Origin of the sequence: Massilia sp. 9096 (assembly GCF_000745265.1) — a bacterium.
Classification (GTDB): Bacteria; Pseudomonadota; Gammaproteobacteria; order Burkholderiales; family Burkholderiaceae_D; genus Telluria.
Genome location: NZ_JQNN01000001.1, coordinates 4,069,154 through 4,081,861, shown reverse-complemented (window position 1 = coordinate 4,081,861; position 12,708 = coordinate 4,069,154). Strand labels below are relative to the sequence as shown.

The window sequence follows — 12,708 nt, the reverse complement described above, 5'->3', positions numbered from 1 at the left end:
CCTGTGCCCTAATTAAATACGCATCGGCATGACGACGTACTTGAAGTCGCCATTTTCCGGAATCGAAATCAGCGCCGACGAATTCGCGTCGCCCAGCGAGATGTTCACCTGGTCGCACTTCAGGTTGTTCAGCACGTCCAGCAGATAGGTCACGTTGAAACCGATGTCGATCGCATCGCCGCCGTAGTCGATTTCCAGTTCCTCGACCGCTTCTTCCTGGTCGGCGTTGGTCGAGCTGATCTTCATCGAACCCGGCGCGATCAGGCAGCGCACGCCCTTGAATTTATCGCTGGTCATGATCGCCGCGCGCTGCAGCGAACGCAGCAATTCTTCGCGGCCGATCGTGAAGTCGTTTTTATAACCCTTCGGGATCACGCGGGTGTAATCCGGGAATTTACCCTCGACCAGCTTCGAGACCAGCTCGATATCGGCGAAGGTCAGTTTGACTTGCGAAGCGGCGATGTCCAGTTGAACCGTGTCGTCGCTTTCTTCCAGCAGGCGCTGCAGCTCGAGGATCGTCTTGCGCGGGATGATGACTTCCTGGCGCTCGAAGGTCTGCTCGGCTTCCACTTGCGCGAATGCCAGGCGGTGGCCGTCGGTCGCGACCGCGATCACGTTATTGCCATCCAAAACCAGCAGCAGGCCGTTCAGGTAATAACGGATGTCTTGCTGCGCCATCGAGAAGTGCACCATGTTGAACAGGTGCTTCAGCGTCTTTTGCGGCAGCGTGACGGTTGCGTTGTAGGTGTCGGCCACCGAGACGGTCGGGAATTCTTCCGCGGCCAAAGTCTGCAGCGCGAAGCGCGATTTGCCGCTCTGGACGGTCAGGCGCTTGTTCAGCAGGGTCATGGTGACGTCGCCCGATTCCGGCAGCGCGCGCAGGATGTCGAGCAGCTTGCGCGCGGCAACCGTAGTGCCCGTCACGTCATCGCCGGAGCCGATATCGGCCAGGGTCGTGATCTGCACTTCAGTGTCGGTCGACAGGAAAGACACGCTGGCGCCATTCTTGCGGATGAGGATATTGGCCAGAATCGGCATGGTGTGCCGACGCTCGACAATACCACTCACGATCTGCAGTGGCCGGAGAAGCGTATCTCGGGTGGATTTGACCAGTTGCATAAATATCCTCAGTCGTTTTGTGATCTATAAAAAGTGTTTTCTGCGCAATATTTTGCCAGAGTGAGAGAGAAAAATCCGCCTTTGTGCACTCTTTCAGGCGGCGGATCGATCTCCCTCAGGTCAGCCTTTCAGCGTCTGCTCCAGCACGTGCAATTCGTGGTTGCACTCGGCGTTCTTGGTCCGGTCCTGGGCGATTTTTCGTACGGCGTGCAGCACCGTGGTGTGGTCGCGCCCGCCGAACAGTTCGCCGATCTCGGGCAGGCTCTTTTGCGTGAGCTCCTTGGCGAGATACATCGCGATCTGGCGCGGACGGGCAATATTCGCCGGACGGCGCTTCGAATACATGTCGGCGACCTTGATGTTGAAAAAGTCGGCGACGGTTTTCTGAATGTTTTCGACCGAGATCTGGCGGTTCTGCACCGACAGCAGATCCTTCAGCGCTTCCTTCACCACGTCGATGGTGATGTCCTTGCCGTGGAAACGCGAATAGGCCAGGATCTTGCGCAGCGCGCCTTCCAGCTCGCGCACGTTCGAGCGCAGGTGCTTGGCGACGAAAAAGGCGACGTCGTCGTTCAGCACGACGCCTTCCGATTCCGCTTTCTTCATCAGGATGGCCACGCGCATTTCGAGTTCCGGCGGTTCGATCGCGACGGTGAGGCCGGAATCGAAGCGCGAGATCAGGCGGTCATCCATGCCGGTGATCTCTTTCGGATAGGTGTCCGACGTGATGATGATCTGCTTCTTGGCGGCGATCAGCGCTTCGAACGCATAGAAGAACTCTTCCTGCGTGCGGCTTTTGCCGCCGAAGAACTGGATATCGTCGATCAGCAGCATGTCCAGCGAGTGGTAGTAATGCTTGAAGTCGTCGAAACCCTTGCGCTGATACGCCGTCACCACGTCGCGCACATATTGTTCCGCATGGATGTAGCGGATGCGCGCGCCCGGCTGGTCGGCCATCACCTGGTTGCCGATCGCATGGATCAGGTGGGTCTTACCGAGGCCGACGCCGCCGTAGAAGAACAGCGGGTTGTACGACACGCCCGGATTGTTGGCGACCTGGATCGCGGCGGCGCGCGCCAGCTGGTTCGCTTTACCGGTCACGAAATTCTCGAACGTCAGGTCCGGGTTGACGCGGCTCTGCTCGCGGCGCGGATTGTTCGCGATGACGTTGTCCGGCGTCACGACCGGTGTGGCCGGCACGGTCGTGTCGGCCGCGGCGTTCACGCCCAATACGCCCCCGGTCGGCAACGACGGGGCGCTGGCCGGCTCGACCGGCTTTTTCGGGGCGCTGTTCTTCGGGTCAAGCACGAACTGCACCTCGACCGGGCGCTCCCAGTAATCCGAGGCGAGGGCGGTGATGCGGTTGGCGAACTGCGACTTGACCCAGTCGAGCTTGAAGCGGTTGGGCGCCGCAATGCGCAGCTTACCGTCCTCGTAGTCGAGGGCGATCAGCGGTTTGATCCACGCGGTATATTGCTGCGGCGTCAGCTCCAGCTCCAACTGATTGGAGCAGGCTTGCCAAAAGTTTTCCATACATCGACTAAAGTAAGCGTAACACTCTATTTTACCTGTGTTCTCGGAAGTTATCCACAGGCGCGTCGTGATTTTTCCACCGAATCTCAACAGGGTTGACATGCTGGCGCAACCGTTTGCGCAATCGCCGGAGGCGGCTCGGGCGCAACAGTCGCCTTGACAGTTGGACGCGAAATGCTGTCTAATTCAGGGTTCCCCGTTCCCATGCTTTGTTTGTCCAACAAACGGCATAGGGGATGAACAAGCTTTGCTGAGGCGTGACGCTGGCTTAACAACTGCGAAATGTCATTGGCGTACTGCCCGGCCCGGATGGCCGAGCCCCCGATTTGCATACTCTTTTGCTTTAAGCGAGACCACCATGAAACGTACTTACCAACCTTCCGTCGTTCGTCGCAAGCGCACGCACGGCTTCCGCGCACGTATGGCTACCCGTGGTGGCCGTCAAGTCCTGAACGCACGCCGCGCCAAGGGCCGCAAGCGCCTGGCCGTCGTCTAAGCCAGGGCAGCGCTCTGTCGCCCGCCGCATAGTATTCACTGCGCAATGACAGGCGAAGGTTCGCACGACTTCGCGCGCGTTCGGCGTATCGTAAAAACGGATGAGTTTTCATCCGTTTTTCGTTTGCGCCCCGCATTCAAGACCGCGCATTTCGTGCTCTACACCCGCCCGACCGACCTGCCGCATGCGCGGCTGGGCGTTGTCGCGGCCAAACGGTTTGCGCCGCGCGCCGTCACGCGCAACACCATCAAGCGCGTCACGCGCGAACTGTTCCGCACCACGCCGATGCCAAGCGTCGACTGTATCGTGCGCCTGGCGCGCCCGGTCAACAGCAAGGACGGTCCGGCCACCACCGGCGCCCTGAAGGCGCTGTTGCGCGCCGAGCTGGCGCGTCTGTTCGCCTCGCAGGCGCCGCGCGCGCGCGCGCGCGAGGCGGGCGGTCGCGCGAGCGCCGCCTCGACCGCATCAGCGCCTGACGCCCAGTCTTCCGGATCGGGACCGAGGCCATCATGAAGCGGCTGTTCGTCTGGCTGTTGCGCGGCTACCAGTTGCTGGTGTCTCCGATGCTCGGACAGAACTGCCGTTTCTATCCGAGCTGCTCCAGCTACGCAATCGAAGCCCTCGAGGTCCATGGCGCCGTGCGCGGCGGTTACCTGGCGCTGCGCCGCGTCTGCCGCTGCCATCCGTGGCATGCCGGCGGCGTCGATCCCGTGCCCGGCGTATCACCCGCGGCCGCGTCGCCATCTTCACCCACCGCCTGCAAGTGCAGGCATTCCTGAATAAGACCAATGGAAATCAATAAACGTACCATCCTCTGGATCGTGTTCGCCGTCTCCCTGGTGTTCCTGTGGAACGACTGGATGATGGACCACGGCCGTGGATCGATGTTCTCGGCCCAGCCGCCCGTCAAGACGGCGCAGGCGCCGGCCGCCCAGCCCAAGGTCAACGACCTGCCCGCCGTCCAGACGCAAGCCGCGGGCACGCCGGGCGCGGTCCCTGGCACGCCGGGCACCCCGGCCGCGGTCCAGACCCAGGTCATCACGATCACGACCGACGTCGTCAAGGCCGACATCGACACCAACGGCGGCGTGATCCGCCGCCTGGAACTGCTGAAGTACCGCGACCAGCAGGACACGACCAGGAACCAGGTGCTGTTCAACGTCGATTCGACCAAGAACCGCCTGTACCTGGCCCAGACCGGCCTGACCGGCGCGATGCCGAACCACTACACCGCGTTCACCGCGCGTCCGGGCGCGCGCGTGCTCGACAACGGCAACCAGGTGCAACTGGTGCTGGATGCGGAAGCCGGTGGGGTGCGCCTGACCAAGACCTTCACCTTCCACCGCGGCGACTACGTGATCGGCGTGCGCCATGACGTGACCAACATCGGCACGGCCCCGGTCGTCCCGTCCCTGTACCTGCAGCTCGAGCACGACGGCCAGAAGCCGGAAACCGACAAGATGTTCCAGAGCACGTACACCGGTCCGACCCTGTACACCTCGCAGGACAAGTACCAGAAGCTGACCTTCGAGAAGATCGGCAAGGGCAGCGCCGAGCACTCGACCAAGGCCACCGACGGCTGGATCGCGATAACGCAGCACTTCTTCGTCTCGGCCTTCATCCCGCCGGAAAAGGTACAGCGCGACATCTACACCAAGGCGCTGGGCAACGACCTGTTCGCGATCGGCACCGTCCTGCCGATGGGCACCGTGCAGCCGGGCGCCACCATCTCGAACGAGACCCGCCTGTACTCGGGCCCGCAGGAAGAAAGCCTGCTGGCGAACGTGACGCCGGGCCTGGACCTGGTGCGCGACTACTCGTGGGCGGCGATCATCGCCAAGCCGATCTTCGCCGTGATGATCTGGCTGCACAGCATGCTGGGCAACTGGGGCTGGACCATCATCGCCTTCACCATCCTGATCAAGCTGCTGTTCTTCCCGCTGTCGGCGGCCGGCTACCGCAGCATGGCCAAGATGAAGACGGTGACACCGAAGATGCAGGCGATCCGCGAGCGTTTTAAAAACGATCCGGCCAAGATGCAGCAGGCCACGATGGAGCTGTACAAGACCGAGAAGATCAACCCGCTGGGCGGCTGCCTGCCGCTGCTGATCCAGATGCCGGTGTTCCTGGCGCTGTACTGGGTGCTGCAGGGCGCGGTCGAGATGCGCGGCGCGACCTGGATGTGGCTGCCTGATCTGACGCTGAAGGATCCGTTCTTCATCCTGCCGGTGCTGTACGCGATCTCGATGCTGGTGACGCAGAAGCTGAACCCGCAGCCGGCCGATCCGATGCAGGCCAAGATGATGATGTTCATGCCGCTGGCGTTCTCGGTCATGTTCCTGTTCTTCCCGTCCGGCCTGGTGCTGTACTGGGTGGTCAACAACCTGATCTCGATGGCGCAGCAGTACATCATCACCAAGAAGTTCGCGCCGCCGGCCAAGTAAGCCGTTTGCGCTTGTGATTGAAAAACCCGTGCCCTGCACGGGTTTTTCTTTGGTGAGTACAATTCCTCATTATGAAACTCGATACCTCCCCCATCGCCGCGATCGCGACCGCCCCCGGCCGCGGCGGCATCGGCGTCGTGCGCGCTTCCGGCAAGTCGCTGGTGCCGCTGATCGACGCGCTGTTCCCCGGCGTCACGCTGGCGCCGCGCCACGCCACTTATCTGCCGTTCAAGGATGCGCAGGGCGCCGTCATCGACGAAGGCCTGGCGCTGTACTTCAAGGGCCCGCACTCGTACACCGGCGAAGACGTGCTGGAACTGCAGGGCCACGGCGGCCCGGTGGTGCTGCGCATGCTGCTCGCGCGCGTGCTCGAAGCCGGCGCTGAACATGGGCTGCGCCTCGCCGAACCGGGCGAGTTCACCCGGCGCGCCTTCCTGAACGACAAGCTCGACCTGGCCCAGGCCGAAGCCGTGGCCGACCTGATCGACGCGTCGACCGAGGCGGCGGCCAGGTCGGCGACGCAATCGCTGTCCGGCGCGTTTTCGAAAGTCGTGCACCAGCTGGTCGAGAAGACCATCAACCTGCGCATGCTGGTCGAGGCCACGCTCGACTTCCCGGAAGAAGAGATCGACTTCCTCGAAAAGTCCAACGCCCGCGGCCAGCTGGCCGGCATCGTCGAGTCGCTCGAACACGTGTTCCGCCAGGCGGCCCAGGGCGCGCTGCTGCGCGAGGGTTTGAATGTCGTGCTGGTCGGCCAGCCGAACGTCGGCAAATCGTCGCTGCTCAATGCGCTGGCCGGTTCCGACGTCGCCATCGTCACACCGATCGCCGGCACCACGCGCGACAAGGTCACCGAGACGATCCAGGTCGAGGGCATCCCGCTGAACATCGTCGACACCGCCGGCATCCGCGCGATCCACGACGGCATCGACGTGGTCGAACGCATCGGCATCGAGCGTACCTGGGGCGAGGTCGGCAAGGCCGACGTGATCCTGCACCTGCTCGACGCCAACCTCGGGCCGAGCGAAGCCGACGAGGACATCGTCGCCGCCTTCCCGAAGGGCGTGCCGGTGCTGCGCATCTGGAACAAGATCGACCTCTCCGGCCACAAGCCGAGCGTCGACCTGGCCGGCGACGCCACCCACATCTACTTGTCGGCCAACGAGAAGATCGGTGTCGATCTCTTGCGCCGCGAACTGCTGCGCATCGCCGGCTGGCAGCAGACCGGCGAGTCGCTGTACCTGGCGCGCGAACGCCACCTGATCGCCTTGCGCGCGGCGCGCGAGCACCTGCAGGTCGCGGGCCAGCACGCGGCCCAGGACGACCAGTCGCTCGACTTGTTCGCGGAAGAGCTCAGGCTGGCGCAGGACCAGCTGTCCAGCATTACCGGGCAGTTCACGCCGGATGATTTGCTGGGGGTGATCTTCAGCCGGTTCTGTATCGGGAAGTGATCTCGGTTTTCAATCGAGATACGGCGCCAGCAACGCCTGCGCCCATGCCATGAACGCCAGCGTCCTGGCCGGCACATGGCGCCGCGACGGGTAGACGAAGGCCACCTGCATCGGCGCCGGCCGGAACGCCGGCAATACCTCGACCAGCACGCCGTTGCGCAGATGCTCGCGCACGCCGGCCTCCGGCACCTGGATGATCCCGAGCCCGGCCAGGCAGGCCGCCTCGTAGGCCGCGGTGCCGTTCACGCTCAACAGGCCGCCCGCCGCGGCGAGCCGCGTCTGCGTACCGTCGAACCATTCCCAGCCGGGCGCACTGCCGCCCAGCAGCGCATCGTAATGGATGACGGCATGCCGGGACAGGTCGTCCAGGCTCGCCGGCGTGCCGCGTTGCGCCAGGTAGTCGGGGCTGGCGCAGTTGACCATGCGGTAGCTGCCGAGCGGGCGCGCGACCAGGCTCGAATCGGACAGCGCCCCGGAGCGCAGCACGCAATCGTAACCTTCGCGGATCACGTCGACGCGGCGGTCGGCCGTGCCCAGGTCGATCGCCAGGCGCGGATGGCGCGCCATGAATTCGCCCAGGCGCGGCAGCACCAGCTTGGCCGCCAGGCCGACCGACATGTCGATGCGCAGACGGCCCGTCAAGCCATCGGCGGCGCCGCGGAACATCGACCGCAAATCTTCGAAGTCGCCCAGCAGGCCGAGACTGCGCGTGTAGAACGCCGATCCTTCCTGCGTCATCTGGACGCGGCGCGTGGTCCGTTGCAGCAGACGCGTGCCGAGCGATTGCTCGAGCTGGCGCACCGCCGCCGAAACGGTCGCATTCGGCAAGCCGAGCTGGCGCGCGGCGCCGCTGAAGCTTTCCAGTTCGGCGACCTTCAAATAGATGCGGATAGTGTCGAGTTCGTTCATTGCCGGCCGGTAAAATGCGATTTTTCGCGATTCCTGCAAAGTGCATGCAGACCCGGCTAGTTTATTGCTGAATTCCTGAAAAATATACTGGGCTTTTACTGTGAACCAATGTGAACCCAACAAGGAGCCCAGCATGACCGCATCGAATCCGACCCCATCCAACCGCATCGCACTCATCACCGGCGGCAGCCGCGGACTCGGCCGCAGCATGGCCCTGCACCTGGCGCGCACCGGCGTCGACATCGTCATCACCTGGCAGAACAACAAAGCGGCCGCGCGCGCGGTCGTGGCCGAGGTCGAGGCTCTGGGACGGCGCGCCGCCGCACTGCGGCTCGACGTGGCCGACAGCGCCGCTTTCAAACCATTCGCCGGCCAGGTCGCCGAGCTGCTGCGCGGCTGGCAGCGCGAGCGCTTCGACATCCTGGTCAACAACGCCGGCACCAGCCTGCACGTGCCGCTGATGGAAGTCACCGAAGCACAGTTCGACGCCATCGTCGCCGTACATTTCAAGGCGGTCGTGTTCCTGACCCAGGCGCTGGCGCCGCTGCTCGACGATGGCGGGCGCATCCTGAACATCTCCAGTGGCCTGGCGCGCGTGTCTCTGCCGGGTTCCGGGGTGTATGGCGCGGCCAAGGGCGCGGTCGAAGTGCTCACGCGCTACCAGGCGCGCGAACTGGCGGCGCGCGGCATCCGCGTCAACGTGCTGGCGCCGGGGGCCGTGCAGACCGACTTCAGCGGCGGCATGGTGCGCGACAATCCGGAAGTGAACCGCATGGTGTCGTCGATGACGGCGCTGGGCCGGCCCGGCCTGCCGGACGACATCGGCGCCGCGGCGGCCGCCCTGCTGGCCGAGGACAATGGCTGGGTCACCGGCCAGCGTATCGAAGTCTCGGGCGGCATGGTGCTGTGACGCGGATGTGCTAGGCTTGCCCCATCAGATCGACGAGGCGAGGCGAATATGGCGGCAGGGCACGAGGTGGACCATGCGGTGGAACATGCGGTGACGGCGAGGCGGCGGCTACTCGAGGCGGCGGGCGCGCTGGCGCTGGGTGGGGTGCTGGCCTCCTGCGCCAACATCGTCGGCCCGCGCCGCGTCGAACTGCCGCAGGCGCGCTTGCAGGCCGGCCTCGAGCGCCGCTTCCCGCTGCACAACCGCATGCTCGAGCTGTTCGACGTGCAGCTCACCCGGCCGCGCCTGGCGATCCAGCCCGAGACCGACCGCATCGCGCTCACGCTCGACGTGTCGGTGGCGCCGCCGTTCCTGCGCCAGTCCTGGAGCGGAACGATGGCGCTGTCGGGGCGCCTGCTGCTGGACGCGCCGCGCAACGCCGTGCTGCTGACCGACACCCATCTCGACCGCTTCGACGTCAACGGCATCGACGGCTCGCGCGCGCGTGACCTCGGCCATGCCGCCGACCTGCTGGTCAGCCAGATGGTGCGCGACATGCCGGTCTATACCTTCCGCCCCGAAGACCTGCGCTACGCCGGCATCCAGTTCGTGCCGACCAGTCTGCATACCGCGCCGGGCGCGCTGGTCGTCACGCTCGAACCCCAAAAATAAGCGCCCCTGGCCGCGCGTCGCAAATCCGAGACGGCGCATGCGCACGATTGAAAGGTCCCGCGCGCCTGTTGGCATAACTGCTATTATTTTTCGCAGTTCGATGGTCGGCGTCGGTCAGCATCGATCGCTTTGGCAAGACCATGACTGTTGCTTGGCGTAGACCATGCCATGGGGGTATGTTGCACGGCTGGCGCAATCGGCGCACACTGGGCTGGTCTGCACAAACGCAACCGCATGAGTCAGCAATGGCGCTTGCGCTTTCTCATGCTCGTGGTGTTCCACTAAAGTAATCTCTGCGTTACTGACGTGCTGCCGGTAAGGGGGTAAGCTTGGAAACGATACAGGAAAGTTCTGCCGACAAGAGCGTGCCTGCCGAGCCGCTCGTCGTGACTGCAGCCGTCGCTTCGGCGACCGCGTCCGCCGCGGTCTCGATGGCGTCGTCGATGGGCGCGGCGCCGCTGCCCACCCGCCAAAGCCTGCCGCCCAAAGGCTCGTGCTGGTACTGCGAAAAGCCACTCGACAGCGTACGCCGCTTTTGCGGCAAGTCGTGCGCCGACGCCTTCGACGAAGAAGCGGAATACACCCGCTGATCGTCTGACGGCGCCGCCGGCCCGGACGACGCGTATTCTCGAAGTCGCCGTATCAGGACGCCGCGTCCCCGCATTCGTCCTGCAGCTGCGCCAGCGCGCGATCGAAGTCGAACGATTCGATCGCGTCGGCGAGCCGCTCATAGTCCGCGTCTCCCATCTCCGTCCTCAGCGACGCTTCGGCCTCGCGCACCAGGTCGACCGCATCGCCATTGCCCTCGTCGAGCAGTGCGCACAGGCGCGCGCGCGCGTCGTGTCCGAATGCCGATGGCGCGATGCGCACTGGAACGGGCGGCGCCAGGCTCAGCGCCTCCTCGTCGAGTTCGCGCAGCACGCGTTCCAGCCCGCGTTCCAGCCGTTCCAGCTGCGCATACGGATCGCCGCCGCCGCCGCGCAGCGCCTGTTCCAGCGACTGGGCGGCGCGGCGCAGCGGCAAGGCTTCGATCATGCCGGCCGCGCCCTTGAGCGTGTGGGCCAGGCGCAGCGCCAGCGGCGTGTCGCCGCCATCGAGCGCGGCGCGGATGCCGGCAGCGGTCTCGCGGTACTCCTTGCGAAAGCGCGCCAGCACGCGCGCGAACAGGGGGCCGTCGCCCATCAGGCGCGCGATGCCGCCTGCATGGTCGACGGCCGGCGTGGCGTCGTCGGCGTCGGCGCTCACTAGGTGCTCACTTGGTCGTGAACGACCAGCTCTTGCTGACCGGCGTGCCGTCGACCGTGCCGTTGAAGCTGACGTCGTAAGTGGTCTTGCCGGCCAGCGGCGACAGCGGGATGATGGCGACCGCGGTCGGCGCCACCGCCTGGCCTTGGGCGTTGGTGGTCTGGTTGCCGATCTGTTTGACCGGCAAGTCGCTGCCGCCGTGCGGACGCACCGTGAAGCTCTTGACGGTCAGGGTGCTGCTCATGTTGGCGTGCACGCTGATCGGATAGCCGACTTCGTCGCGGTCCGGGACCGGATCCGGCTCTTCCTGGTTGCTGAAGAAGTTCGGCGTCACCTGGGTCTGGCCGCTGAACGGCCAGGTCACGACCGTGCCGCGCACCAGACCCTGGCCCAGGCCATTGTTGGCCGCCATGTCGGCGGTAAAGTAAGTGTAGCCGTTGGCGCCGGACGCCGTCGCCGCGCCGCTGCCGATTTCCTTGAACACCGGCTCGAAGATCACGAAGCGGTGGTAGATCGCGGTGATCAGCTGCTCGGCGTTGTAGAAGCCCGAGGTGCTGGTGCTGGCGGCGATGACTTCGCCGATCGCGTTCGAACCGCGGAAGGTGTAGCCGGCGGCGTTCATGCGCTTGTCCAGCGTGACCCCGGTGAAGCCCTGCTTGGCCGGGTCTTCGGTGTGGGTGATGCCGTTGACGACCTGGTAATCCGAGTGGCGCTGCGCGGCCTGGTCGATCATGCCATTCTCGGTCAGCTCGGGCAGGCCGAGCTGCGTGCGCCGGTAGTTCAGCCAGACGCGCCCATCCACCGCCGTGTTGTTGGTCAGCTTGGGCGCCGCAACGTCCTGCCCCTGGCTCGTGGTCCCCGTCGACGGTACTGCATTCATGTCGCTCGCGCCGACGGCATTGCCGTTCCCATTGCCGCCGCCGCCGCCGCAGGCGACCAGCGCCCAGGCGGTGATGCAGGCAGCAGCGAGGGTTGAGGCGCGGTGCATTCGAATCGTCATAGATAAAACTCCAACTTCCGTCAATACGGGGTAAAAGGTCCTCTATTTTAGGCGAAAACCGATAGTCATGACGCCCGCCGCCGATAAATGTGACGATGGCCTAAGTCCATGTAAAATAAGCCAATCTTTCGTATTGTCGAGTGCATAATTAGTGAAGCCCAGCCGTCAGCGCCTCGCGCGCGCCAAGTTCGCCCTGCCCAGTTTCGTCACCCTGCTGTCGATCGCCTGCGGCTTCGGCAGCATCGTGATCTCGGTCGATAACGCGCCGGTCGGCGATCCGTCCGCCTACCGCCTGGCTGCGATCCTGCTGGTGCTGGCCGGCGTCTTCGATGCGCTCGACGGCATGGTGGCGCGCGCCACCAACACGCAATCGGCGTTCGGCGTGCAGCTCGACTCGATCGCCGACGTGATGAACTTCGGCTGCGCGCCCGGCCTGCTGCTGTATTGCTACGGCTTTGCCCAGATGGGCGCCGCGCATCCGACCCTGGTGCGCATGGGCGGGCTGGCCTGCTTCGTGTTCGTGGCCTGCGGCGCGCTGCGCCTGGCGCGCTTCAACGTCATGGTCGGCAAGACCGATCCGCGCTATTTCGTCGGCATGCCGATCACCGCCGGCGCGGCCTGCGTGGCCTCGGTGGTGGTGGCCTGGCCCGAACCGGTGGCCGACATCGGCGGCGCCTTCCTGGTGATGCTGCTGATGATCGCGGTCGGCACCTTGATGGTGTCGACGGTGCGCTTCCCCAGCTCCAAGCAGAAGATGTCGCAGCTGACCGTGGCCGGCATCGTCATCGGCGTGGTGCTGCTGGTGCTGCTGCGCACGCGCTTTTTCGCGCTGTTCTTCGTGCTGTACATCGGCGCGACCCTGCTGCTGAACCTGGCCTGGCAGGGCGGCTGGAAGGGGATCGCGCCACCCAAGGTTTACGACGCCGAGTAAATCAGTCCGTGGGCCTGAT

14 protein-coding genes are annotated in these 12,708 nt (G+C 64.7%); 9 read left to right on the top strand and 5 right to left on the bottom strand.

Annotation, left to right across the window (positions count from 1 at the left end; translation table 11 throughout):
* Positions 1-12 precede the first annotated feature (12 nt).
* Together dnaN and dnaA are read right to left on the bottom strand one after the other, a co-directional pair.
* Complete coding sequence (gene dnaN, locus FA90_RS17660; RefSeq protein ID WP_036170911.1) at positions 13-1,119, bottom strand: DNA polymerase III subunit beta; 1,107 nt, start codon at positions 1,117-1,119, stop codon at positions 13-15.
* Positions 1,120-1,239: 120 nt separating this feature from the next.
* Complete coding sequence (gene dnaA / locus FA90_RS17655; RefSeq protein ID WP_036170909.1) at positions 1,240-2,652, bottom strand: chromosomal replication initiator protein DnaA; 1,413 nt, start codon at positions 2,650-2,652, stop codon at positions 1,240-1,242.
* Positions 2,653-3,010: 358 nt separating this feature from the next.
* Between dnaA and rpmH the strand changes: the two genes are divergently transcribed.
* From rpmH to mnmE, 5 genes are all read left to right on the top strand, one after another.
* A complete protein-coding gene (gene rpmH, locus FA90_RS25845; RefSeq protein WP_078035393.1) occupies positions 3,011-3,148 on the top strand; it encodes a 50S ribosomal protein L34 in 138 nt (45 codons plus the stop codon).
* 45 nt (positions 3,149-3,193) lie between these two features.
* Positions 3,194-3,661, top strand: coding sequence for a ribonuclease P protein component (gene rnpA / locus FA90_RS25840; protein ID WP_081933911.1), 468 nt, complete (start codon positions 3,194-3,196; stop codon positions 3,659-3,661).
* The gene (gene yidD / locus FA90_RS17645) at positions 3,658-3,927 is read left to right on the top strand and encodes a membrane protein insertion efficiency factor YidD (protein WP_036170906.1); all 270 of its coding nucleotides are present in this window, start codon (positions 3,658-3,660) and stop codon (positions 3,925-3,927) included. Before rnpA ends, yidD begins: the two co-directional genes overlap by 4 nt.
* Before the next feature lie 9 nt (positions 3,928-3,936).
* Positions 3,937-5,592 carry a membrane protein insertase YidC gene (gene yidC, locus FA90_RS17640; protein ID WP_036170904.1) on the top strand — a complete coding sequence of 552 codons (1,656 nt, stop codon included), beginning with the start codon at positions 3,937-3,939 and terminating at the stop codon, positions 5,590-5,592.
* 71 nt (positions 5,593-5,663) lie between these two features.
* A complete protein-coding gene (gene mnmE, locus FA90_RS17635) occupies positions 5,664-7,043 on the top strand; it encodes a tRNA uridine-5-carboxymethylaminomethyl(34) synthesis GTPase MnmE (RefSeq protein WP_036170901.1) in 1,380 nt (459 codons plus the stop codon).
* A gap of 9 nt (positions 7,044-7,052) precedes the next feature.
* Here mnmE and FA90_RS17630 read toward each other — a convergent pair whose 3' ends face one another.
* Complete coding sequence (locus FA90_RS17630; protein ID WP_036170898.1) at positions 7,053-7,952, bottom strand: LysR family transcriptional regulator; 900 nt, start codon at positions 7,950-7,952, stop codon at positions 7,053-7,055.
* A gap of 133 nt (positions 7,953-8,085) precedes the next feature.
* On the opposite strand from FA90_RS17630, the gene FA90_RS17625 reads away from it, so the two are divergent.
* From FA90_RS17625 to FA90_RS17615, 3 genes are all read left to right on the top strand, one after another.
* On the top strand, positions 8,086-8,862 hold the full coding sequence (locus tag FA90_RS17625; protein WP_036170895.1) for an SDR family NAD(P)-dependent oxidoreductase: 777 nt from the start codon (positions 8,086-8,088) through the stop codon (positions 8,860-8,862).
* A 48-nt stretch (positions 8,863-8,910) separates the two neighbouring features.
* A complete protein-coding gene (locus FA90_RS17620) occupies positions 8,911-9,513 on the top strand; it encodes a DUF1439 domain-containing protein (RefSeq protein ID WP_081933910.1) in 603 nt (200 codons plus the stop codon).
* Between the two features lie 386 nt (positions 9,514-9,899).
* Positions 9,900-10,103 carry a hypothetical protein gene (locus FA90_RS17615; RefSeq protein WP_239700798.1) on the top strand — a complete coding sequence of 68 codons (204 nt, stop codon included), beginning with the start codon at positions 9,900-9,902 and terminating at the stop codon, positions 10,101-10,103.
* 52 nt (positions 10,104-10,155) lie between these two features.
* On the opposite strand, the gene FA90_RS17610 is transcribed toward FA90_RS17615, so the two are convergent.
* Together FA90_RS17610 and FA90_RS17605 are read right to left on the bottom strand one after the other, a co-directional pair.
* Positions 10,156-10,758, bottom strand: coding sequence for an Hpt domain-containing protein (locus FA90_RS17610; RefSeq protein ID WP_051971891.1), 603 nt, complete (start codon positions 10,756-10,758; stop codon positions 10,156-10,158).
* Between the two features lie 7 nt (positions 10,759-10,765).
* Positions 10,766-11,746 carry a CAP domain-containing protein gene (locus FA90_RS17605; protein ID WP_081933909.1) on the bottom strand — a complete coding sequence of 327 codons (981 nt, stop codon included), beginning with the start codon at positions 11,744-11,746 and terminating at the stop codon, positions 10,766-10,768.
* Between the two features lie 163 nt (positions 11,747-11,909).
* Here FA90_RS17605 and pssA point away from each other — a divergent pair, with 163 nt between their 5' ends.
* Positions 11,910-12,689 carry a CDP-diacylglycerol--serine O-phosphatidyltransferase gene (gene pssA, locus FA90_RS17600; RefSeq protein ID WP_036170886.1) on the top strand — a complete coding sequence of 260 codons (780 nt, stop codon included), beginning with the start codon at positions 11,910-11,912 and terminating at the stop codon, positions 12,687-12,689.
* Positions 12,690-12,708: the final 19 nt, after the last annotated feature.